The sequence below is a fragment of the Pseudomonas sp. S49 genome (assembly GCF_009866785.1).
In the GTDB taxonomy this organism is placed as follows: domain Bacteria; phylum Pseudomonadota; class Gammaproteobacteria; order Pseudomonadales; family Pseudomonadaceae; genus Aquipseudomonas.
The window spans coordinates 1,126,076-1,149,651 of record NZ_CP019432.1; the positions used below are offsets into that span (position 1 = coordinate 1,126,076).

At 57.6% G+C, this 23,576-nt stretch carries 19 protein-coding genes; 12 read left to right on the forward strand and 7 right to left on the reverse strand.

Annotated elements, in window-relative coordinates:
* Window positions 1-154: 154 nt before the first annotated feature.
* The gene (locus PspS49_RS04815; protein WP_127925859.1) at window positions 155-724 is read right to left on the reverse strand and encodes an antibiotic biosynthesis monooxygenase; all 570 of its coding nucleotides are present in this window, start codon (window positions 722-724) and stop codon (window positions 155-157) included.
* Between the two features lie 213 nt (window positions 725-937).
* Between PspS49_RS04815 and PspS49_RS04820 the strand changes: the two genes are divergently transcribed.
* Window positions 938-1,897: a MerR family transcriptional regulator gene (locus tag PspS49_RS04820; protein ID WP_137219273.1), complete on the forward strand. Its 960-nt coding sequence runs from the start codon at window positions 938-940 to the stop codon at window positions 1,895-1,897.
* 3 nt (window positions 1,898-1,900) lie between these two features.
* On the opposite strand, the gene PspS49_RS04825 is transcribed toward PspS49_RS04820, so the two are convergent.
* Window positions 1,901-2,506: a hypothetical protein gene (locus PspS49_RS04825; protein ID WP_160038332.1), complete on the reverse strand. Its 606-nt coding sequence runs from the start codon at window positions 2,504-2,506 to the stop codon at window positions 1,901-1,903.
* 54 nt (window positions 2,507-2,560) lie between these two features.
* Window positions 2,561-3,037: a PAS domain-containing protein gene (locus PspS49_RS04830; protein WP_127925862.1), complete on the reverse strand. Its 477-nt coding sequence runs from the start codon at window positions 3,035-3,037 to the stop codon at window positions 2,561-2,563.
* A gap of 153 nt (window positions 3,038-3,190) precedes the next feature.
* Here PspS49_RS04830 and PspS49_RS04835 point away from each other — a divergent pair, with 153 nt between their 5' ends.
* On the forward strand, window positions 3,191-3,646 hold the full coding sequence (locus tag PspS49_RS04835) for a flavodoxin (protein ID WP_116029503.1): 456 nt from the start codon (window positions 3,191-3,193) through the stop codon (window positions 3,644-3,646).
* Here the strand turns inward: PspS49_RS04835 and PspS49_RS04840 are convergent.
* Window positions 3,636-4,523: a LysR family transcriptional regulator gene (locus tag PspS49_RS04840; protein ID WP_127925864.1), complete on the reverse strand. Its 888-nt coding sequence runs from the start codon at window positions 4,521-4,523 to the stop codon at window positions 3,636-3,638. The two genes, PspS49_RS04835 and PspS49_RS04840, sit on opposite strands and share 11 nt — an antisense overlap.
* A gap of 95 nt (window positions 4,524-4,618) precedes the next feature.
* On the opposite strand from PspS49_RS04840, the gene PspS49_RS04845 reads away from it, so the two are divergent.
* The 5 genes from PspS49_RS04845 to PspS49_RS04865 all read left to right on the forward strand — a co-directional run bounded on the left by PspS49_RS04845 (window position 4,619) and on the right by PspS49_RS04865 (window position 8,618).
* Window positions 4,619-5,005, forward strand: a complete 387-nt coding sequence (locus PspS49_RS04845) for a CidA/LrgA family protein (RefSeq protein WP_127925865.1) — start codon at window positions 4,619-4,621, stop codon at window positions 5,003-5,005.
* Complete coding sequence (locus tag PspS49_RS04850) at window positions 4,995-5,681, forward strand: LrgB family protein (protein WP_053117198.1); 687 nt, start codon at window positions 4,995-4,997, stop codon at window positions 5,679-5,681. Before PspS49_RS04845 ends, PspS49_RS04850 begins: the two co-directional genes overlap by 11 nt.
* 131 nt (window positions 5,682-5,812) lie before the next feature.
* Window positions 5,813-6,595 carry a class II aldolase/adducin family protein gene (locus PspS49_RS04855; protein WP_007950070.1) on the forward strand — a complete coding sequence of 261 codons (783 nt, stop codon included), beginning with the start codon at window positions 5,813-5,815 and terminating at the stop codon, window positions 6,593-6,595.
* Window positions 6,595-7,497 carry an alpha/beta hydrolase gene (locus PspS49_RS04860; RefSeq protein WP_127925866.1) on the forward strand — a complete coding sequence of 301 codons (903 nt, stop codon included), beginning with the start codon at window positions 6,595-6,597 and terminating at the stop codon, window positions 7,495-7,497. The genes PspS49_RS04855 and PspS49_RS04860 overlap by 1 nt, the downstream gene beginning before the upstream one ends.
* A 209-nt stretch (window positions 7,498-7,706) precedes the next feature.
* Window positions 7,707-8,618, forward strand: a complete 912-nt coding sequence (locus PspS49_RS04865; protein ID WP_099758023.1) for an SDR family oxidoreductase — start codon at window positions 7,707-7,709, stop codon at window positions 8,616-8,618.
* A gap of 45 nt (window positions 8,619-8,663) precedes the next feature.
* Here PspS49_RS04865 and PspS49_RS04870 read toward each other — a convergent pair whose 3' ends face one another.
* Together PspS49_RS04870 and PspS49_RS04875 are read right to left on the reverse strand one after the other, a co-directional pair.
* Window positions 8,664-8,930, reverse strand: coding sequence for a bacteriocin immunity protein (locus PspS49_RS04870; protein ID WP_202982098.1), 267 nt, complete (start codon window positions 8,928-8,930; stop codon window positions 8,664-8,666).
* The gene (locus PspS49_RS04875) at window positions 8,927-11,269 is read right to left on the reverse strand and encodes an S-type pyocin domain-containing protein (RefSeq protein ID WP_238786329.1); all 2,343 of its coding nucleotides are present in this window, start codon (window positions 11,267-11,269) and stop codon (window positions 8,927-8,929) included. The genes PspS49_RS04870 and PspS49_RS04875 overlap by 4 nt, the downstream gene beginning before the upstream one ends.
* 529 nt (window positions 11,270-11,798) lie before the next feature.
* Between PspS49_RS04875 and PspS49_RS04880 the strand changes: the two genes are divergently transcribed.
* The 4 genes from PspS49_RS04880 to PspS49_RS04895 all read left to right on the forward strand — a co-directional run bounded on the left by PspS49_RS04880 (window position 11,799) and on the right by PspS49_RS04895 (window position 21,295).
* Window positions 11,799-13,592 carry a DUF1302 domain-containing protein gene (locus tag PspS49_RS04880; protein ID WP_160038334.1) on the forward strand — a complete coding sequence of 598 codons (1,794 nt, stop codon included), beginning with the start codon at window positions 11,799-11,801 and terminating at the stop codon, window positions 13,590-13,592.
* Window positions 13,593-13,615: 23 nt separating this feature from the next.
* Window positions 13,616-14,983 carry a DUF1329 domain-containing protein gene (locus PspS49_RS04885; RefSeq protein WP_127925869.1) on the forward strand — a complete coding sequence of 456 codons (1,368 nt, stop codon included), beginning with the start codon at window positions 13,616-13,618 and terminating at the stop codon, window positions 14,981-14,983.
* Between the two features lie 139 nt (window positions 14,984-15,122).
* On the forward strand, window positions 15,123-17,678 hold the full coding sequence (locus PspS49_RS04890; RefSeq protein ID WP_160038336.1) for a LuxR C-terminal-related transcriptional regulator: 2,556 nt from the start codon (window positions 15,123-15,125) through the stop codon (window positions 17,676-17,678).
* 152 nt (window positions 17,679-17,830) lie between these two features.
* Complete coding sequence (locus PspS49_RS04895; RefSeq protein ID WP_160038338.1) at window positions 17,831-21,295, forward strand: DUF6543 domain-containing protein; 3,465 nt, start codon at window positions 17,831-17,833, stop codon at window positions 21,293-21,295.
* Window positions 21,296-21,324: 29 nt separating this feature from the next.
* Here PspS49_RS04895 and PspS49_RS04900 read toward each other — a convergent pair whose 3' ends face one another.
* Window positions 21,325-22,104 (reverse strand): IclR family transcriptional regulator, encoded by a 780-nt coding sequence (locus PspS49_RS04900; RefSeq protein ID WP_127925872.1) that lies wholly within the window; start codon window positions 22,102-22,104, stop codon window positions 21,325-21,327.
* Window positions 22,105-22,268: 164 nt separating this feature from the next.
* Here PspS49_RS04900 and hmgA point away from each other — a divergent pair, with 164 nt between their 5' ends.
* Entirely contained in the window at window positions 22,269-23,573 is a 1,305-nt protein-coding gene (gene hmgA / locus PspS49_RS04905; protein ID WP_160038340.1) for a homogentisate 1,2-dioxygenase, read from the forward strand.
* Window positions 23,574-23,576 lie beyond the last annotated feature (3 nt).

A 23,576-nucleotide genomic window follows, 5' to 3' on the forward strand; every position in this document is an offset into this window, starting at 1 on the left:
GAGCAAAAACTATAACAGCGACATGGCTTGCCCACCTATCGTCGGCTGTCCCCATGACTGTGGGAGCGAGCCTGCTCGCGAAAGCGGTGTCTCAGTCGACATCAATGTTGAAGGTCAGTCCGTATTCGCGAGCAGGCTCGCTCCCACACAGAGATCATCGATTCTGTGCGGAAGACGTCACTGGCAACGGGCGCACCGGCGTGCTGTTCAGCCAGTTCGCGAGCAACCGCGTCGACAGCGGAATAAAGAGGTAAACCATCAGCGGCGTCAGGCACGCCGTGCTGATCAACACACGCGGCAACAAACTCATGTCAGCGAGCAACGGCCCGAGGACAAAGTTGAACAGCAATGACACCGGAAAGAACGCCAGCCAGATCGCGACAGCCTGCTTCCAGCGCGGTGGCCGCTGACCGGCTGCGCCAAACCAGCCTTCGATGCCGCTGACCCGATGTTCCTTGGGGTGGGCGAACAGGTCGCTGCCACGATCCAGCCACGCCGTGCGTGAAGCCGAATGCTCCCACGCATGCAGCGTCTGTTCATCGACGAAACGGAAAATGATTTGAAACTCGTTATCACCGGGCGGCGGAGCGAGCACGCCAGAGCCGAGATAACCGGGAAAGTCAGTGGCCAGTTGTTCGCCTTCGCGCAGCCAGGCGATCAAATCCTGATAACGGCCGTCGGCGACGCGACGGGCAACCATCAGCGTGACGGGGGAAGTAGACATTTTGTATCTCCGTATTTCGAGTGCGTCACTCCGGGTAGGAGTTTCGCCTGACGCAGAGCCGGGGTAGAGGCCTGCGTTTTTCAACAAGCAAGGATTATTCCGGTTTTTCACGATTAAACCAGCGACTTTCGTCGCATTTCATCACTTGAACCCCATTGGGGCATAAGCGTTAGAATGGGATCCAATTGAACCGACATGGAAGTTGAACGCCATATGCCTGTCATCACGGATGCAAGCCCCGCTTCGCAGGCATCTGTCGCGCTCGAGCGTGCCGATCTGTTCCCGATCCGTGAGGTCGCACGCCTGACCGGTGTCAACCCGGTGACCTTGCGTGCCTGGGAGCGGCGCTATGGTTTGATTCAGCCAACGCGCACCGAAAGTGGGCATCGGCTCTATTCGATGACCGATATCGAGCGCGTGCGCAGCATCGTCGACTGGATTGATCGCGGTGTCGCCGTGAGCAAGGTCGGCAAGATCCTCGCCAAGACCGAGCCGATGAAAGTGCTGGCGCACATCATCCCCGATGATCTGGTGCAGGCCGATTACCTGCAGTGGCAGGAGCAGATTCAACAGGCGGTCAGTGCATTTGATGATCAGCAACTGGACCGCGTCTATGGGCAGATTTTCTCTTCCTACGCACTGCCCGTGGTATTTCAGGACATCCTCATGCCGTTGTGGCTGCAATTGTTGCAGCGCCAGGAGGCTTTCGGGCAAACCAGCGAGTGGCTGTTCTTCGATGGATTCCTGCGGGCGCGGGTGTTGCAGCGGATTGTCATGCTGCGCGGCACGCAACCGCGTCGAGTGATCGTCAGCGCGCTGGCCGGGCAATGTCGGGAACTGGAATTGCTGGTGGCGGCGCTGTTTCTCAGCGATAGCAATGCCGGTGTCAGGGTGTTGACCACGGGGCAGCCGTTCGATGAATTGACGCTGGTGTGCGAAAAGATCAAACCTGATGCACTCGTGCTGTTTTCCAATCACGCGCCCAGCGCCGAATTGCCTCGACGTCTGAACCGGTTGGCGTTAAGCCTTGATTGTCAGTTGATGCTGGCGGGCGATGCTTCAGATCTGGCGCAGGACAGTCTGGCCGGCTCCTCTGTTGCATGTCTTGGAAACGAAGGGGCGAGCATGCGTCAGCGCATGCTGCAGTTTCTTGCAGGGAATCTTGATACCTGAAACTCAGGTGTGAAGGGCAGGATGCGTCAGGCGATGTTGCTGCAGGATGAACTGACGCAGCCGCTCGGTTTCGTCGGTATCGGTCTGGCTCAACTCGTAGGCGTAGAACCCGCTTTCGGTTTCACATTCGAAATTGCCACGCAATGAAATCCGCTCATAACCCGAAGGGCTGAACCACAGCGCGAAATGCTTGGGTGGTTTGGTCTTGTTGCGCACTTCCAGCAGCACACCTTTGTGCGAAACCTCGTGCACAAACAACATGCCCGGCTGGCCTTTGGCGTTTTCCAGAGCTACTGGCTCTTCGAGAGTCAACCGCCATGGCCGCACCATCGGGCCGTCTTCATAAATGCTCGGCACGCCAAGACGCAGATGCAACGCGTGAAACTCGTCTTCCACCAGATGCAGCGGGAAGGTCATCTGCTGGTTTTCGAAGTTGGCCTGAATGGTCACTTGCTCGTGAGCGGCCAGGCGGGTGAGCAAATCGCGGATCTGCGAACCGCCGTTAACCAGCAGACTCGACGTCGCATCCCGCACGTTCAGTTGCGGGTTGTGCTGCATGGTCTGGATGAAATCCAGCTCGTCCTGAGTGAGGAGGGCGTCGCGCTGCATGGCTAACTCAAAAGATATAGTTACAAAGTTATTGGTGATTGTAGTTAATGACAATTAGTTCGCGATTTTGTTTTGACCGTTTGTCGTTTTCACCGCAGCCAGTTCAGCTTCGAGGGCCGCGACCTGAGCTTCCAACTGCGCCACACGCTGCTGAGCCTTGACCTGAACAGTCACGTCTTTTTGTACGCCGACGAAATAAGTCTGACCGTCGTCGGCGTTTTTCACCGTTGAAAGCGACAGTTCATTCCAGAACGGCGTGCCGTCCTTGCGATAGTTGCGCAGGATTTCCCGGCACGATCCGCCGCCGCGCAACGTGTCGCGAATCAGCTCCAGGTTCTCCTGGTCGCGGTCCCCGGACTGCAGGAAACGGCAGTCCTGATAGAGGATTTCTTCGCTGGTGTAGCCGGTCAGACGTTCAAAGGCCGGATTTACGTAAATCAGGATGTTGTCCTGCTCACCTTCTTTTTCAGCGACCACGATGCCGTCGTTCGACGCGTTGATCACCATTTGCAACAAGCTTGCGTTGATCATCTTTGAATCCTTTCAGAGTTGTCAGTGGCTCGCATTCTAGAAGAACCGTAGGCGCTGTCTACTGGCCATTATCGCCAGTTGAGATTCAATCGCAGCTTTGCGTTGGAGGCTGTTACTATCGCCGCTCTTTTTTTCAGTTTCAGGATCAGATTGATGAAAGTCGCCATCCTCTCCGGTTCGGTCTACGGCACCGCCGAAGAAGTCGCCCGTCACGCCCAGAACCTGTTGAAAGCCGCCGGCTTCGAAACCTTCTACAACTCGCGCGCCAGCCTGGCCGACATTCAGTCGTTCGCTCCTGAAGCGTTGCTCGCGGTGACTTCCACCACCGGCATGGGCGAGTTGCCGGATAACCTGCAACCGCTGTACTCGACCATTCGCGATCAGTTGCCAGCCGCGTGGCGCGGTTTGCCGGGCGCAGTGATTGCCTTGGGCGACGCCAGTTACGGCGACACCTTCTGCGGTGGCGGCGAGCAAATGCGTGAGCTTTTCGGCGAACTGGGTGTGCGCGAAGTACTAGACATGCTGCGCATCGACGCCAGCGAAAGCGTCACTCCGGAAACCGACGCCGAGCCTTGGCTGGCGCAGTTGATCGACGCGCTCAAGGGCTGATCGGCCGTTCGCGCAGCAAGTCCAGCCACGCCTGCGCCGCTTTCGACAAGTACGCGCCCCGGCGCCAGATGAACGCGATGTCCCAGCGCAGATAATCCGGCGCGCGCAAGGCCAGGCGTACAACGCCCGGCCGCACCAGACCGCGCGCGACCACGCTGGGCAACAGCACCACGCCTTGCCCGGCGGCCACCAGCGCCGCAAGAAAGTCTGCCTGACCGCTGCGTCCGCCTTCCTTCGGCGTGAAACCCAGTTGCTGACACGCCTGCAGCAAGCGGTCGTTGAGCACGAAACTGCGTTGATAGAGCAGAAAGGGCGTCTCGGCCAATTCCTCCAGACCAATCTCGCCTCGATCGGCCAGCGGATGATCCACCGGCAGCAGGGCGTCGAGTTGCTCATCGCAAAACGGCTGCCAGTCGAATTGTGGATCCTTGGGCAACAGACTGCCGCCCAATTCCAGCTCCCCGCTCAACACTGCCTGCTCGATATTGCGACTGCCACCCTCCAGCAATTGCACGCTGATATTCGGATAGCGCCGACGGTACTCGGCAAACAGTCCGGCGAACAGCGCGTCACTGCCCAGCAGTGGCAGGCCGAGACGTAACTCTCCACGCGCCAGATGACTGAGGTCGTCCAGTTCAACCAACAGCTCGTTGCGTAAACGCAGCATCGCTTCAGCGCGTTGCAGTACCACGCTGCCAGCGGCGGTCAGGCGCAACTGCGAACCGAGCCGTTCGAGCAACGGCGTGCCGAGGCTCTGCTCCAGTTGTGCGATTTGTTTACTGACCGCGGACTGGCTGATGTGCAGGGTTTTTGCGGCTTGAGTGAAACCGCCCTGGTGCATGACTTCGACAAAACTGCGCAGCTGTTTGAATTCCATTGCCTGATTCCATTTTGGAATGGTGTTGAGTCTAACAATTCGCTTCGGGGATGGCAGGCCGCTTCGTAAAATAGGCCTCTGTCAGGAGCACAATCATGAACGCCGCCCGTCTCAAGCACTTTTTCCGTCTCTTTGTCGAACTCGCCGTGTTACTCGGTCTCTACCTGCTCGGCTGCCAACTCGCCGCATGGCTAACCTGGCCGATTCCCGGCGGCGTGATCGGCATGGCGCTGTTGCTGTTGGCATTCGCTTTCGGCTGGGTCAAACCGGCGGCGCTGCAATTGGGCGCGGGTTTGCTGATGGCCGAGATGCTGCTGTTTTTCATTCCGGCACTGATGAGCTTGCTCGACTACGGCGCGTTGCTGCGCAATGACGGCTGGCGGATTTTGCTGGTGATCGCGGCCAGCACTTTGATGGTGATGCTGGTGACTGCGTTCACCGTGGAGCTGGCCGTGCGCGCGAGGCGTTCCCATGAAGCTTGAATGGATGCCGATGTTCTGGCTCGCCTTCACCTTGTTGGCGTATTTGTTCAGCCGCTGGATTTATCGGCGCACCGGCCGCTACGTGTTGTCACCGCTGATTCTGGTCCCGGCGCTGTTGCTGGCGCTCGCCGTGCCGCTGCACACCGCGTATGCCGAGTATTCGAGCAACACCCACTGGCTGATGCTGGTGCTGGGCCCGGTGACCGTCGCCTTCGCCGTACCGATCTGGCAGCAACGCCGATTGTTGATGCGGCACTGGTCGGCACTGATGCTGGGCATGGTTGCCGGCAGTGCGGCATCGATTGGTACGTCGTTCGGTCTGGCCAAAGCATTGGCGTTGGACAGTTCGGTGACAATGTCACTGGTGCCGCGCTCGATCACCACACCGTTCGCCATGCCGCTGGCGCAAAATCTGGGGGGCGTGCCGGAGTTGACGGCGGTGTTCGTAATGTTCACCGGCGTGTTCGGTGCGATGCTCGGCGGCGTGCTGTTGAAGTGGTTGCCGTTGCGCAGTGCCTTGGCGCGTGGGGCGCTGTTCGGGGTTGGCGCGCACGGTGCCGGCGTCAGTCGCGCCCATGAAGTGGGCGGCGAAGAGGGCTCTGTCGCCGGGCTGGTGATGGTATTGACCGGCTTGCTCAATCTGTTTGCCGCACCTTTGTTGGCGTCGTTGCTTTGACATGGATCCAAGCTGTTTGCATGAGTGACCCGCTCAGTCATCAAGCTGGCTGCCAATGCAACTACGCGATCCTCTGCGCCTGACTAGACTGCTCACACGTGCAGAACAATAAGAACGCAGAGGTGCATACAGTGAGCGTAGCCCCCGTCCAATCGTCCCTTAATGTCAAAGACCAGGTCAGCGCCGCAGAGTGGCAGACCCGGGTCGATCTCGCCGCTTGTTATCGTCTGGTCGCCGCCCATGGCTGGGACGATCTGATCTTCACGCATATTTCTGCCAAGGTGCCGGGCACCGAAGATTTCCTGATCAACCCGTTCGGTCTGATGTTCCATGAGATCACCGCGTCGAGCCTGGTGAAAGTCGATCAGGCCGGCAACAAACTCATGGACAGCCCTTACGAAATCAACCCCGCCGGCTACACCATCCACAGCGCCGTGCACGAAGTGCGGCACGATGTGGTTTGCGTGCTGCATACCCACACCGCGTCCGGTGTCGCGGTGTCGGCGCAAAAGCAGGGCGTACTGCCGATCAGCCAGCAATCATTGTTCGTGCTGTCGAGCCTGGCCTATCACGCCTATGAAGGCGTGGCGCTGAACCACGAAGAGAAGGCGCGCTTGCAGGCCGATCTGGGCGAAAACAATTTCCTGATGCTGCACAACCACGGTTTGCTGACCTGTGGCGGCACCATCGCCGACACCTTTTTGATGATGTTCACCTTCCAGCGCGCCTGCGACATTCAGGTCATGGCGCAAACCGGCGGGGCTGAACTCATCGCCATCGAACCGCAAATTCTGGCAGGCGCCAAAGCGATGATCGCTGGCGTCACCAAAAGTGCTCAAGGCATGGGTGGCGCGCTGGCCTGGCCAGCGTTGCTGCGCAAACTCGATAAACAAGACCCCGGATATAAACTCTAATGCCTCTTGCCGAGATTCCTCTGTGTGTCTGGCGTAAACGCAGCCAGGCGTTTGTCTTTCGTGGTCAGCCAATCCGTTACTGGACGGCGGGGCAGGGTGAGCCGCTGCTGCTGATTCACGGCTTCCCGACCGCCAGTTGGGACTGGCATTACCTGTGGCAGCCACTGGCCCAGCGTTATCGGGTGATCGCCTGCGACATGCTCGGCTTTGGTGATTCGGCCAAACCGCTCAATCACACCTACAGCCTGCTGGAGCAGGCTGACCTGCAACAGGCATTGCTCGCGCATTTGCAGGTTGAACAACCGGTGCATGTGCTGGCGCATGATTACGGTGACAGCGTTGCCCAGGAACTGCTCGCCCGGCACTACGAAGACAAGATCGAGGTCGCCAGTTGCGTATTTCTCAACGGCGGATTGTTTCCGGAAACCCATCGTCCGGTGTTGATGCAGAAATTGCTGCTCAGTCCGCTGGGCTGGATGATCGGCCGCGCGTTCACGCGCGATGCGCTGGTGAAAAGCTTCCGGCAGATCTTCGGCCCGCAGACCCGGCCGACTGAAAGTGAGCTGGACGATTTCTGGAGCCTGGTCGACAGCAATCGCGGGCCACGGATCATGCACAAGTTGATCAGCTACATTCCCGAACGCCGGGTGCAACGTGATCGCTGGGTGATGGCGATGCAGCGGGGCGAGATTCCGTTGCGGGTGATCGATGGTGAAGTCGATCCGATTTCCGGGGCGCACATGGTCGAGCGTTACCGCGAGTTGATCCCGGACGCGGACACGGTGCTGTTGCCGGGCATTGGTCACTATCCACAGACCGAAGCGCCGGTGCAGGTGCTCAAGCACTATCTGGCGTTTCGCGATCGTTTTGTGCTGCCACCGCGCAAAGTCGCCTGCTCCTGAAAGATCAAAGGATCGCAGCCTGCGGCAGCTCCTACACAAATCCAATGTAGGAGCTGCCGAAGGCTGCGATCTTTTGATCTTTTGTTTCTTTGACGGCCTCATCATCCCCCAACCTTATCGCACACCATTCAGCCTCCGCCGTATTCATTGTGACCAAAAGCTGTGTGCCTGACACTCAGGCTCAATACTGGCCTGCTGGAGTTGCTGCGATGAATGAGTCTGTGCGTTTCGAAGATAAAGTCGTCATCGTCACCGGAGCCGGTGGCGGCCTCGGACGCGCCCATGCATTGTTGTTTGCCAAGCAAGGCGCCAAAGTGCTGGTCAACGACCTCGGCGGCTCGACCCAGGGTGAAGGCGCCAATGCCTCAGCCGCCGACCGTGTGGTGGCGGAAATTCGTGAGGCCGGCGGTATCGCCGAAGCCAACCACGACTCGGTCACCGACGGCGACAAACTCGTACAAAACGCCCTCGACGTCTTCGGTCGCGTCGACGTCGTGGTCAACAACGCCGGCATCCTGCGCGACAAGACCTTCCACAAAATGGACGACGCCGACTGGGATCTGGTCTACCGCGTCCACGTCGAAGGCGCCTACAAAGTCACCCGCGCCGCGTGGCCACATATGCGCGAGCAAAACTATGGCCGGGTGATCTTCACCGCCTCCACCTCGGGCATCTACGGCAACTTCGGCCAGTCCAACTACGGCATGGCCAAACTGGGCCTCTACGGCCTGACCCGCACCCTGGCCATCGAAGGCCGCAAGAACAACATCCTCGTCAACGCCATCGCGCCAACCGGCGGCACGCGCATGACCGAGGGCCTGATTCCGCCGCAGGTGTTCGAGCAATTGAAACCGGAACTGGTCAGCCCGTTGGTTGTGTATCTGGCGAGCGAACAATGCCAGGAAACCTCCGGGCTGTTCGAGGTCGGTGGCGGCTGGATGGGCAAGGTGCGCTGGGAGCGCAGCCTCGGTGCCGGTTTTGATCCTCGGGTGGGTTTCTCGCCGGAAGATGTCGCGGCGCACTGGCAGCAGATTTGTGATTTCGAAGGGGCGGCGCATCCGAAGGACAATATCGAGGCGCTGAAGGAAATGATGGCGAATTTGCAGAAGTATTCGTTGTAAATGGAGAACCAAGCGAGCAGGCCAAGATGCCTGCTCGCTTGGTTGTTATTCTTCAGGTTTGAAGCTAGGTTTTCCGTTGGCAGCGCGCCATTGTTTTATCGCTGTCAGCACACCAGTAGGGCTGTCTTCGACACCGTCTTCAGGATAATACAAAATATTTGTCCCATTGGGATGCTGCGATGTATCCACAATGTTATCGACTATCGCGTCGTGTTCTTTTTCTGAGGAGTAATTTCCCTCAAATAATCTGTTGATAAGGCTCGCATATTCCGACTCTGTGTACTCTTCAAGTTTGCTTTTTAGTTTGATCATGGAGTCTCGCCTTTTTTGGAATGTGCATCGATATGCTGCTTCGGTGTTAATAGGGTCAGGTTGGATATATCGTAGACTGAGCCACCCTCATTTATCGGATTGATATGGTGGATTTCAAATTTTCTTCTCTTGCCAATGTGTTCTGCAATGTCTGCACTTGGTGACAGGCCTTTGCTCATATCAATTTTGTTAATTTTAGTGAACTGATTGGCTAAGGATTTTTCGTTTGCTACGGCCTTCCAAAACGCCTTTCGAAAAGCCCTGAAACTCGAAAACTCCCGTCCTCTCAGCTTATCCGCGATCTGCATCGGAATAGGTGCACCTTGCGGTGTCGCAGCGGCCCCCAACCAATTGCCCGAAACCGGTTGTCCGATACCGCTGGCAAAGCCGGGATCCTGCCGCCGATCCCTGAACATCGTGAAAATCGGCGGGATTCCGGAGTCGACCGGAAAGACCGTGATCCATCCACCAAAACCATACAGATCCATCTCGGGAAATGGATCGATCCGTCCGCTGTCGGGTGTGACATTCGCGCCTTCATAGATTGGCAAGTCTGGATCGGCGACAGGTAATTGCGTCGAAGGATTTGGCGGTTCCAGCAACGGCGTCCAAGTGATTACAGGGCCTTTGGCGTCGGTTGCAGAGGCGGAGGAAACGTAAACGTTTTTAAGTGCGTCAAACCGCGCTGATACAACCGGCACTTTGCTGGGCACAGTCACTCCATCGGTGCTGACGACAACCACTTCGACTTTGTTGCCTATCGTCCTTGAGCCAAGCCTGACCGGCAGATCGACGTCTGCGCCTATCCTTGCCAGTTCGTAGAGATCGTCCTCCAGATCAGGAGCAAGGTCGGACAGTGGCACGCTTGCAGCAAACAGATCGCCGTTGCCCAGCTCGGAGGGAATGAGCAAAGCGGCAAATCCCACCAGCACCGGGACTGCGCTGGTCGAAATCGCTGCAATCGCGATGGTGACGGCCGAGCGCAGTGACGTTCTGAGTGCTTGTGTGGTTACCGAGTTGTGGCTTATCGCGCCGAGTGTTCCCGAGAACGCGGGGCCGAACGCCGCGTGGGAACCGAAATAGGCGAATTCAGGACTATTCCAGCGTGCTTGTGTCTGCGTGTGCCAATGGGCGTGCATGCGTGCTTGCTCAGCACGCTGCTGGGCCTCTGCCTTGGCTTGCTTGCGCGCTTGCCGCTGGCGTTTACTTTTTGCCGCTCTTGCGGCTTTTTGCTGTTGTTCAAGGCGAGCCTTTTCAATCTCCAGTTGCTTTTCCTGTTCTATGCGCAACCTTTGCACTTCAGCCTGACGTTCCGCCAATGCCGTCAATTTTGCCTGTTCAGAGGCTAATTGCCGTGCAGCAGCTTCGGCAGCGATTCGTGCTTGCTCGGCTGCCTGCCGCTGAGCCTGTGCGAGCGCAGCGAGCCGTGCTTGTTCGCGAGCCCGAACTTGCTCCTGTTCTAGGCGTGCCGCTTCGGCCAATTCTCTCTGGCGGTTTTGTTCGGCGGCGATGCGAGCATTTTCGCCAGCCACGCGCTGGGCCTCTGCCGCTGCCGCTTGTGCCTGATCATTGCCCTGCACAGCAGCCAGCCACCTGTGCACATCGATTTGCTGTTGATTAAGCAGATGAATGGTTTGCAACAGTAAATTTGCTTCGTGTGCCGCCCTGTACGATACGACCCAGGCATCAGCAATACCCAGAACATAAGTTCGTCTGCTGTGGCTGACTTTTACGTAATAGTCATGAAAGTTTTTATTAAGCGGGGAGTCCCCAAAAAACTGATTGGCTACTGCTGTTTTCTGATGATACTCGGCTGTTTTTCTGGCGATTAACGTGTGGCGAACTTGCAGCTCCCGCATGATCGCCTGCGCGGGAGGAAGCGGGTGAGTCGTGCCTTCCAGGCGTGTCGCGGCCAGCTCCTGTTCAATTGAATGGGGCATTTGCTCTGTGCGAGTTTTAAACTCGTGAGTGATTTGCGCCGTGTGGTCGTTAAATTCAGCAATATTGGCTCGAGTGGCGCTGACCGAATCGAACGCTCCGCTGTTCGGAATGTTCGTAATAGTCGCAGGTGTTATGGGTATTCCGGCGGGTGCTATTGCCGTTGTATGGACAGCTTCGGTCAATTCCCATGGTGGAGGCTTTTGCATATTCATATCCTTTTGAATGTGCGCGATAAGTCGCCGGCAAGTCAGTGCGGCCAATAGTGACGTCCATGTCACCGGCGAGTGTTTGAGGCGTTTCAAGTTACAACAGATTTCAGGTTGCAAAATCTGAGAACTTCGTAAGTAAACAGGTTTTGTTTTGGAAGAACTTTCCAGGACTTTCAATTTGTCGGTCATCGTTCTCCTGCGAACAGAGAAACGTCCGACATTGTTCTCGGAAGTTTTTCGCTGAGTGAGGCGTTTAACTTTTCATCAGGCATAAAAAAGGCCGCTGCAAACGCAGCGGCCAAGGTAAGACGTTGGATCAAGGAGCTACAAATCAACGTCAGTGAACACCGGGGCGATAAACCGAACTTTCGATTTATCTGAAATCTGTTGCCAATCGCTTCAGTCATTCAGCGGAGTTGGCTTCGTGCGTTACGGCGTGTCCCGTGAAAGCGCGTTCAGAATAAGGTCTTGAGCGCGTAGGAAAAATACCGATTCCGGACATGCACTGTTGCGGGGCATGCAACAGTCCCACGAACCCATGCGCACCATGCGTGGCACTGATGATCGTTCATCCAGCCGATCCATGAGCGGCGCAAAGCCCCGTCCCGCAAGGCCATTCATCCTTTCGAGCGACAATACGAATACCTCCTTGGTGCGCTTATCGACGCGGTTGCCCGGCAGTAGGGTGGGGCCTTCTGTCACTCACCGGGGAAGACGCATGACAAAAACAACAATGCGCGCCATCTTCACACCGCAGGCGCTGGCAGCCGCGGTGGCTTTGGGTTGCTGCGCCCAGGCGCAAGCGGTTGCGTTCAACATTGGCGAAATCGAGGGCACCTTCGACTCGTCGCTGTCGATCGGCGCGAGCTGGGGCATGCGCGATGCCGACAAATCGCTGGTCGGCACAGTCAATGGTGGTACCGGGCAATCCTCGACCGGTGATGACGGGCGTTTGAATTTCAAGAAGGGCGAGACCTTCTCGAAAATCTTCAAAGGTATTCACGACCTTGAACTCAAGTACGGCGACACCGGCGTCTTCGTACGTGGCAAGTACTGGTATGACTTCGAGCTGAAGGACGAAGACCGCGAGTTCAAGCCGATCAGCGACAGCGGCCGCAAGGAAGGCGCGAAATCTTCCGGCGCGCAGATCCTTGATGCATTCGTCTATCACAACTATTCCATCGCCGATCTGCCGGGCACCGTGCGCGCGGGCAAGCAGGTCGTGAGCTGGGGCGAAAGTACCTTCATCGGTAACTCGATCAACAGCATCAACCCGATCGACGTTTCGGCGTTTCGTCGTCCCGGTGCGGAGATCAAGGAAGGCCTGATTCCGGTCAACATGCTGTTTGGCTCGCAAGGCCTGACCGATCAACTGACCGTTGAAGGTTTCTACCAACTGGAGTGGGACCAGACCGTTCTCGACAACTGCGGCACCTTTTTCGGAGTCGACGTCGCGGCGGACGGTTGCAACAACGGCTACACCGTCGGCAACCCGGCAATCGCACCGTTTGTCCCGCTGACCCAGGCTTTTGGCCAAGGCATTCAAGTGACTCGCGAAGGTGTGGTGATCCCCCGTGGCGGCGACCGCGATGCGCGGGATTCCGGGCAGTGGGGCACGGCATTGCGCTGGCTCGGGGACGACACCGAATACGGTCTCTACTTCATGAATTACCACAGCCGCACGCCGACGGTTGGCACTACGACGGCCGGTCTTTCGACATTGGCAGCATTGCCGGGCATGGTCGGCATCGCCAATGGCCTGGCCCCCGGCAGCGGTTCCGGTTTGGCCCAGAGCGTGATGCTCGGACGCGGCCAGTACTACCTCGAATACCCGGAAGACATTCGTCTGTACGGCGCGAGTTTCTCCACCACGCTACCCACCGGCACCGCGTGGACCGGTGAGATCAGCTATCGCCCGAATGCTCCGGTTCAGGTCAACACCAATGACCTGACGCTGGCGCTGCTCAACCCGATTGCCGGTGGTACGGCTTCGCCACTTTCGACGTCGCCGGGCTCTGACAACAAAGGCTATCGGCGCAAAGAAGTCACGCAGATCCAGAGCACGCTCACGCATTTCTTCGATCAGGTCTGGGGCGCTCAACGGTTGACCCTGGTCGGTGAAGCCGCGGTGGTGAGGGTTGGTGGCCTGGAGTCGCGCAACAAGCTGCGTTATGGCCGCGACTCGGTTTACGGGCAGTACGGTTTTGGCGGCGACACCGACGGTTTCGTGACCTCGACCTCGTGGGGCTACCGCGCCCGGGCGATCCTCGATTACGCCAACGTGATCGGCGGGATCAACCTCAAACCCAACCTGTCGTGGTCGCATGACGTCGCCGGTTATGGCCCCAACGGCCTGTTCAACGAAGGCGCGAAAGCGATCAGCGTCGGCGTCGATGCCGACTACCGCAACACCTACACCGCGAGCCTCAGTTACACCGACTTTTTCGGTGGCGACTACAACGTCCTCGAAGACCGTGACTTCGTGGCCCTGAGCTTCGGCGTGAACTTCTGATCTGCCCGAGAAGGATGACTGCAATGCGCAAAATGATTCTGCAATGTGGCGTGCTGGCCCTGAGTCTGCTGGCGGCCAACGTGATGGCGGCGGTGTCGCCGGATGAGGCCAACAAGCTCGGCACCAGCCTGACGCCGCTCGGTGCCGAGAAGGCCGGTAACGCCGATGGCTCTATCCCGGCATGGACCGGCGGCATCCCGAAAAATGCTGCAGCGGTGGACAGCAAAGGCTTTCTCGCTGACCCGTTCGCCAATGAAAAACCGTTGTTCACCATCACCGCGGCCAACGTCGACAAGTACAAGGACAAGCTCTCCGATGGCCAGGTAGCGATGTTCAAGCGCTATCCGGAAACCTACAGGATCCCGGTCTATCCGACTCACCGCACCGTCGCCGCACCGTCGGAAATCTACGAATCGGCCAAGCGCAGTGCGCTCAACGTGACCACCATCAACGACGGTAACGGCCTGGCCAATTTCACCGGCAATCGCTATTACGCCTTCCCGATTCCGAAGAACGGCGTCGAGGTGTTGTGGAACCACATCACCCGTTATCACGGCGGCAACGTCAAACGCATCATCACCCAGGTCACCCCGCAGACCAACGGCAGCTATACGCCGATCCGCTTCGAAGAAGAGATCGCCGTGCCGCAACTGATCAAGGATATCGACCCGGAAAAAGCCGCCAACGTGCTGACCTTCTTCAAGCAGTCGGTGACCGCGCCAGCGCGTCTGGCCGGTAACGTATTGCTGGTACACGAGACCCTCGATCAGGTGAAGGAACCGCGCCTGGCGTGGATCTACAACGCCGGTCAGCGCCGCGTGCGTCGTGCGCCGCAAGTAGCCTATGACGGTCCGGGCACCGCTGCCGATGGCCTGCGCACTTCAGACAACTTCGACATGTTCTCCGGCGCACCGGATCGCTACGACTGGAAACTGGTCGGCAAGAAGGAAATGTACATCCCGTACAACAGCTACAAACTCGATTCGCCGAAGCTCAAGTACGACGACATCGTCAAGGCCGGGCACATCAATCAGGATCTGACGCGCTATGAGTTGCACCGGGTCTGGGAAGTGATCGGCACCGTCAAACCGAATGAGCGGCATATCTACGCCAAACGCCACATGTATATCGACGAGGACAGTTGGCAGGTTGCACTGGCCGACCACTACGACGGTCGCGGTCAACTCTGGCGCGTAGCCGAAGGCCACTCTGAATATCACTACGAGCATCAGGCACAGGCATACACACTGGAAGCGCTCTACGACATCATTGCCGGTCGCTACATTGCCTTGGGGATGAAGAACGAAGAGAAGCACAGTTACGAATTCGGCTTCGAAGCCAAGGCTGCCGACTACACGCCAGCGGCCTTGCGTGCAGAGGGTGTGCGGTAACGGTTCTGATACATCAGTTGCACAAAAGGCGACCGCTCGGTCGCCTTTTTTATGGACGCCAATCAGCGCGCTGAATACTCGTCAACAAGCGCGCGGGAGAGGGCTAGGGTGAGCGCACAACGATAAGAAGGCTCACTCGATGACTGCCATGACCCCGTGCCTGGATCGACCCGGATTTTTGCCCAGACTTTCTTCACATCATCAGCTTCGCAGTCGCTTGAGTGCGCCTCTTCTGGCTTCGAACGCGCGGGTCAGGCTGTTGTGCGCCCCCGCTGGCAGTGGCAAAACCGCACTGCTCAGCGAATGTTTTCTGCAGGTGCGTGCAGACTGCGAGACGATTTGGCTGCCGCTGGCGGGAGCAGCGCTCAGCCGCGAGGAGTTTTGCCTGCGTCTGACTCGGGCGCTCGGGCTGGTCGAAGACCTTGACGCTACGCAACTGATGGCGCAGCTGGCACGCTGGTCCAGGACGACTTCGCTGTTTATCGACGATTACAGTCGTCTGCCAGATCCGGCTCTGGATGCTTTACTGGATCGTTTGTTGGCGGTCAGCAGCCCGGCGCTCACCTGGTGGATCAGCACTCGCCGCCGGCCGCAGTGCAACTGGCCGCGCCTGTTGCTCGATGACGAACTCTACGAATCCGAGCGCGCCAGCCTGGCACTGACCCACGATGAGGTTGTACCGGTGTTGCGCCATTTACCGCCAGACCAGGCGGACCGTGTCGCCGCCCGTATCATCCAGCGTACCGGCGGCTGGTGCGCGGGTGCGCGCATGGCGCTCCTGCAAAAATGCGACTGGTCGCAAAACCTGCAGCCACAACAGCGTGTCGACACCCTGCTCGATTATCTGCAGCACGAACTCTTCAGCAACCTGACGCCAGAGCAGGATGAGGCATGGCGTGTTCTGGCTCACCTGCCACGGTTCAACGCGCCATTATGCGAGCATTTGTTCGGCCCCGGCGAAGGCGCACAGCTGTTGCATGATCTGCAAGTGCTGGGCTGCTTTATCGAGCCTTGGCAGGAGTCCGCCGATTGGCTGCAGGTCTTTCGCCCGCTGTCGCGAATCATGCAGGAGTCGCATTGGCCGTGTGCGCGCTCGTGGCACCGGCGCGCCTGTCAGTGGTTCACTGCGGTGCAGGATTGGCGAGCAGCGTTCGAACAAGCGTTGTTGGCCGAAGAGTACGAAACGGCCGTAAGCCTGTTGCAGCATTTGAGCTTCGAGGATTTGCTGGAAGACCAGACGGTCGTCCTGCTGTTGCGCTTGCATGAGCAGCAAAGCCGCGAGCTGACCTTGATGACACCGCAATTGATCGGGCTGGTCACCGGGGCATTACTGTTCGCCGGCCGATTCGAACAGGCCGCGCAATGCATGGCCCATCTCGTCCGCTTCATGCCACAGCCGACGGGACATCTGGAGCAGCAACTGCTGGCACGTTGGCAGGCGCAACAAGGTTGGCTCTGCCACTTGCAGGGGCAAATGGAGCCGGCGCGCGCCTGTTTTCAGGAGGCATTGTCAGCCCTGACCGACGATGCCTGGCAGGCCCGTCTGATGTGTCTGTCGGGACTGACGCAGCAGGCGTTATTGTGCGGTGAACTCGATCAGGCCCATGCCCTCAACCGCGAGGCGCTGTGCCTGGCGCGCGCGCATGGCTCCTTGTTGTTCGAAGGGTTGCTCGAGCTTGATCATGCGCAATGGCTCGAGCAGCGAGGAGCGCCCGTGCGTGCCGAAAGTCTGCTGGTGGACATTGAGAATTTGCTGCGCCAGCGCACCCTGGTGCCCACGCCGCTGCTGGGCCGAATTGCCCTGCGACGAGGACGGCTGGCGCTGTGCATGGGGCTTGAAGAGCAGGCTGCGGATCTGTTCAGCCGAGGCCTTGAAGATTGCTTGCGCAGTGCAGACAAGCGGGTCTTGTATGGCTACCTCGGGCAGGCTCAATTGGCCGGCAATCGAGGCGATTATGCCTGCGCTTTCGAGCGCCTGCGCGAGGCCGAAAGGGTCATGCAGCAGCGGCAGATTCCCGATACGGTCTATCGCGGTGTCGTGCTTCAGGTCAGCAGCCAGTTCTGGTTGCAGCAGGGGCGACCGCAATTGGTGCAAGAGGCGTTGGGCCGGCTGTTACGGCATTACCGTGGACCCTCTGCACTCCAGGCGCCGCCCGCGACATTCGAGCTGATTATCCGCATTGAATACCTGCTGGCCTGCGCGCATACGCAGTTGAATCCGGATGAAAACTGTCTGCCAACCATTGAACGATTGCTGAATCAGGCCCAGGCCAGAGGCATGTTGACGGCGGAAACGGAGTTGCTGCTGGCCTTCGCCCAGTTGGCCGAATCGAACGGTGACACGGAGGCGGCGCAGCAAGCTTTCCAGCGTGCCGGAATGCTGGTGGAGCGCTGCCAATTGCAGCACGCCATGCGGGAGTGGGAATTACGCCGAGGCAGTCTCGGAGCGGTGCCTGCCAAGCAGTTTCCTGCCAGGCAATGCGATAACCGTGATCTGACGTCGGGCCTCAGCCGGCGTGAGCGTGAAGTGCTGATGTTGATTGCTCAAGGTGCTTCGAATCAGCAAGTTGCAGAACAACTTTTTATTTCGTTGCATACAGTAAAAACACATGCGAGACGGATTAACGGAAAGTTGGGTGTGGAGCGCAGAACTCAGGCTGTGGCAAAAGCAAAGTTTATGGGGATATTGGTTTAGTGTTGTGATTTTCTTATGGTGCAAATGGTTGTGGTTGTTTGTCGGCATGTTTTGTAAATTGTTCGAGCTTCATGTTGATTGAAAAAGAAACTACCTTGCGACCCTCTGTGTGGCTGCACTCGCAGCTCTGGATAGTCAAGTAAGGAGATGTTGTGGCTAAGTTATTTAAAAGTTTGATGCGTGGTTCGTTGGGTGAACAAGTTACGTGGGCCGAAGAGTGGGAAAAGGCAAGCCAGGCAAAAGCAGGTCTATTCAAGATCATCGACGCCATGCCAAGCGTGCTGGATATTCTTCGCAACATGCTTGAAAGTGAATTAAAGCGTTTGGGTAAAACAGTCGATATCGACAGAGTCTATGTCAATACGGATCCTGCTTTCCCCGCCAATGAAAATCGACCTTCGGGCACTCTTTGGGACGTCACTGTTCATTGTCTGAATAATAACGTCAGCCCCGCTTACATAATGGGCGGCGATGGCGTTTATTTTCTGCCGGACACGTTCAGTGAGCAATTCAAAGTCAATGTTCTGAATACGCTTATTGTCGAAGACCTGATCGCTGCTGTAGCTGCCGGACTGGAAAAAACGTTGCGAACCGAGATCGCAAAGTTCTGGGCGGCGCCAGCGAAAACCATTCGCCGGGACACTGCACCGCTGTCGAATAAGCAAACTTTCATCGAAGCGTACGCCGTAGTCACGAGTGCAGAGCTGTCCCTGTCAGTCATGGCCCGGATTTTTGATGCCCGGTTGGGTGAGCGATTCGCCCATCTGCTCGACGCAAACGCCGGTCGCGCAGTGTTCGAAGTGAAGTTGCAACCGGCGCAGGATTACCTTCTGTCGCTCCTGCCCTGTTTCGTTCTGGACAACGCCGAGCGTCCGGACGCAGAAATGCGGCTAGTCAACGAGTCGACCTCTTACCTCATGCACACGCCGGAAAACGGCTTCGAGTTCTTTGAAAAAAATACCGAGCTGCACAGCAAACTACAGCAGCGGCTGTCTATGGGTAGCGACCAGATCCGATACCTGAAAGCCACACAAAGTCCTCACGCCTTCTGCGTAGAGACGCACCTCAAGGGCCAGCTGGAAAGCGTGTCATCCTTGCTCGGTGGCCGGGAACAACTGGAAAGTCCGCTCACCTCCGTGCTGCAGGAGAATCAAGGCTTGCACGTGCTGCGCTACGGTATCGACACTCGCTTCTATCTGCTTTGGGCTGCATTGAAACGCACCGACTGGCCGCTTTGGCTCCATGCCGCCGGTCGCGATATTCAACAGCGATACAAGGAGCTTGAGGAATCCAGGGATGAATACCAGACTGCTTATTCAACCGTCTTCGATGCGTACTTTTCGTTTAAGGATTATGTGGTGCGTACGTTCGCCGAATGGGCGGACAGGACGCTCGGGGAACAGCTTGATCCAGAAACAATTAGTGTCCATAGCTCGTACACCCTGCAAATTGCCGGACGTACTGTCGAACAGGAAGACACCCGAACGCTGACGGAATTTCTCGTTTTTGGACTGCATGACAATGGTTATAAAGCCACTCTGACTATCATTGGCGCTCCCGAGGGAAGTCGGCTGACGAGTATGGCGCTTGAGCAGTGGCTGGAAAATCGTAACCTGCGACTGGCATTTACCGGCGGCCTTGCATCCTCGCCCTCGGTTGATTACCAAGAGGCTTACCGCAACTACCTGTTCAGCCAGATAGCGTTTGCAGTTTTTGTTGCTCGCCACTCCGGAAAGCTGGACTCCACCGATGCGAATATCATCGCGCGAGCCATGGCCAATGACCCTTCGGTGACTATTCAGGGATTGAGAATCAGTGCTCAAGTACCCGCTTTAAAAGATGTCCTGATTATTTCGGCCAGGGAATACGTACCGTCGCTGATGTTGGTCAAAACGCCTCGTGGTGAATTTGAACTGCTGAAATTTTCCGATGTTTACGCGGCGAACCGCTGGCTGGAGACAGCATTGTCCGCAGATCGTGAATACGCTGCATTGCTGATCCATCCAGACTACCTGCAAGAAGCAGGTAAGTTGCTCGGCAGCGATTCCAGACAGCTGAACTACCGCTACACGCTCGATGGCCGGCCGGTCGATCTTGGCCTGAATCTCAAGGCACCGTTGGCAGACTACGTAAATATCGCTTACCGAGCCGAAGTTGCCCTGCGCAAGGCCATTGCACCGGCAAGTTATCGGGCGCTTGGTATCGAAGGCCGCAAGCGCTATTCGCGTCTGACAACCGAACTCAAGGCACTGTCTACGATTGATGCACGAGATAATGGTTTTCCGACATTCGAGCAGTTCACTTATGACTCGGTGAAAGCTCAGATAGAAGACATTTTGCGTATTCGTGGGAGCAATGTTTCGGTCAACCCCGACCAGATCATTGTTCAAACCGAAGCGTTTCGTAAGAGCGTTACCGATGTTTTGCTCGAGGGACTCGCCTTTGAAGCGGTGCATCCGGCTTACGAAACTAAATTCAGCCCGAAATACTATTTGGTGAATGGCCATCCCAGCGTTGAAAAACTGGATATCCGAGACCTGTCCTCGCTGTCGAAAACTTTCCGTCCCGGCGACAGATATGCCGCGATGCTGAAAGCGCAATATCAGAACAAGGCTCATCCTGATTACGCGTTCAGGCGCGCAGTACACGCGCGAAGAATTCGCTGTGAAATGTACTGCGGTGCTTTGGCCGACTTTACCAATGGCAGACTGTCAATAGAGTCTTTCTCTGCTATCCAGCGGACTATCGATAATCTGAAAGAAAGTGGCGGCTATCAGTCAATTGTGGACAGCCTTACCGAAGGTGATGTCGGGCTGTATAAATTCAATATCGGTACGCTGGGTTTGACGACTGCCTGGGACCGTACGGTGGGCGGCGTTTATATTTTCCGGCTGAAGTTGTCTTCAGGGTTTCTCGATTTGCTCTATACGCCTGACGCGCCGGATCTGGTCAGCTTCCGGCCAATCGCTGAGTTCATTCCTTCGATTCGTTTTCGATACGGCCCGTTCCGGGACTACTACAGCCAGCGGGTACTGCTGGTCGACCAAAAGGTGATCAACGACTATTTCGACAATCTGGTCGCAACCGTCGATACCAAACCGGTTATTCGCACGCAGCAGCGTTCGTTATTGCCTGATCTGTTCACTTTCCATGACGAGCGAGTGCGCCGTGTATTGAGTGATATCGACGAACGCACCACCAGTCTCAATGAAATAATCGCCGGTCTTGTTTACGACAACCTGTTGAAGGCCGCGAACATCATAAGCCTGCTGGTGCCTCCCGTGGGCACTGTCGTGGTGGCTGTGCAGATGATGAAAAGCATCTACGACGCTTCGCAGTCGCACCGACGGGGTGATTACTCCGCTGCGCTTGGACATGTACGGGATGTATTGAGCGAACTGCTGACATTGGGTCAGGCTGCGGCGGCGGGCGCACCGGTTAAAGAACTTACTCGTGCGCAACGCTCGTTCCTCAGTTTGTTTGAAGACGCTCGGACAGTCGCGGAACTCGTTACGTATTACACCGGCCACCAGGACCCTCAGGATGAGCTGCTCGGTTTCTTCAAGTCACTGATGGAAGATGCTGGTTCCGCATTGAGCAAGACCACGGTTCGTTGAGCCGTTTCGAGCGATCTTAGCCTGCGGATTTATCTTTCATAACCCATCCGCCAACTCACGGCCCGCGTCGCCGCCAGCAATCGCTGCGCCGCCGGGCCGTTTTCGTCGGCGTGGAACAGCGAGGTCGGGCCCACAATGGTCAGCACGGCGGCGACCTGGCCAACGGCGTTGAACACCGGGGCCGATAACGCATCCACACCCGGCATCAGCAAACCATGCACATGATGCAGACCGCGTTCGCGGATCTGTTCACACAGCGTCGTGTAGGCTTTTTCGTCTTTCAAAGGATGATCGACAGCGGCGATTTCCAGTTCGCGCAAATCGTCGGTTTCCCGAGGCGGCAGGTAGGCGCTGAAGACCAGTCCGGTCGATGAACTGAGCAGCGGCAGCACTGAACCCAATTGCGTCACCACCGTCACCGCGCGCACTGCAGGTTCGATGTGCACCACCGTTGCGCCCTGATTGCCCCACACCGCCAAAAAGCAGGTTTCGTTGAGTTCGTCGCGCAGTTCGGCCAGCGGCAGGGCGGCGACTTTCAGCACGTCCATACTGTTGAGTGCCGCCAGGCCGACACGCAGCGCTTCGCGGCCGAGACCGTAGTGGTTGGTCGCGGTGTTCTGCTCGGCAAAACCCGAGGCGATCAACGCTTGCAGATAGCGATGAACCTTGCTCGCCGGCATCTGCACATGTTCGGCCAGACGCGACAACGAAGTCGATGGCGACAACTCGGCCAAGGCCTTGAGGATGTCGGTGCCGACTTCGGCGGAGCGGACTTTCTGTTTGCCGTTGCTGTCGCTGGTTTTTTCCATGGTGCGGCCGGGTTCCGAAACGAATGGGCGTCTTTATAGCTTGACGCTGGATAGCGAGCAAATTACGTTATGCGTAATCGAATTACGACAATAACAACCCCGGCGTGCCGAAACCTCTGAGCCAGAGCGATGGGCCACTGCCGACTCCCTGTTCAGGAGGCTCCATGAACCTCGATTCAACCGCTCAGGCGCTGGCGTATCAGTCCGGTTTCGGCAACGAATTCAGCACTGAAGCGTTGCCCGGCGCGCTGCCCGTCGGCCAGAACTCCCCGCAAAAAGCCCCGTACGGCCTCTACACCGAATTATTTTCCGGCACCGCGTTCACCATGACCCGCAGTGAAGCGCGGCGCACCTGGATGTACCGCATTCAGCCGTCGGCCAATCACCCGGCCTTCGTCAAACTGGAGCGGCAACTGGCCGGTGGCCCCATGGGTGAAGTGACGCCCAATCGCCTGCGCTGGAACCCGCTGGAGATCCCGGCCGAACCGACGGATTTCATCGACGGACTGGTGAACATGGCCGCCAACGCCGGCGCGGAAAAACCGTCCGGTATCAGCATCTACAATTACGTCGCCAACCGTTCGATGGAGCGCGTGTTCTTCAACGCCGACGGCGAACTGCTGCTGGTGCCGCAACTCGGCCGTCTGCGCATCGCCACCGAACTGGGTGTGCTGGACGTGGCGCCGCTGGAAATCGTCGTACTGCCACGCGGGCTGAAATTTCGCGTTGAATTGCTCGATCCGCAAGCACGTGGCTATGTCGCCGAGAACCATGGCGCGCCGCTGCGCCTGCCGGATCTGGGGCCGATCGGCAGTAACGGTCTGGCCAATCCGCGCGACTTCCTGACCCCGGTCGCCGCTTACGAAAACCTGCAACAGCCGACCACGCTGGTGCAGAAATTCCTCGGCCAGTTGTGGGCTACCGAACTCAATCACTCGCCGCTCAACGTGGTCGCCTGGCACGGTAATAACGTGCCGTATAAATACGATCTGCGCCGCTTCAACACCATCGGCACCGTCAGTTTCGATCATCCGGACCCGTCGATCTTCACCGTGCTGACCTCGCCGACCAGCGTGCACGGTCTGGCCAATCTCGATTTCGTGATCTTTCCGCCGCGCTGGATGGTCGCCGAAAACACCTTCCGTCCGCCGTGGTTTCACCGCAACCTGATGAACGAGTTCATGGGCCTGATCCAGGGCGAATACGACGCCAAGGCTGAAGGTTTTGTGCCCGGCGGCGCGTCGCTGCACAGTTGCATGAGCGCTCACGGCCCGGATGGCGAGACCTGCACCAAAGCGATCAACGCTGAACTGAAACCGACCAAGATCGACAACACCATGGCCTTCATGTTCGAGACCAGCCAAGTGCTGCGGCCAAGCCGCTTCGCCCTCGACTGCCCGCAACTGCAATCCACTTACGACGCTTGCTGGGCCACGTTGCCCGCCACGTTCGACCCGACCCGGAGATAATCC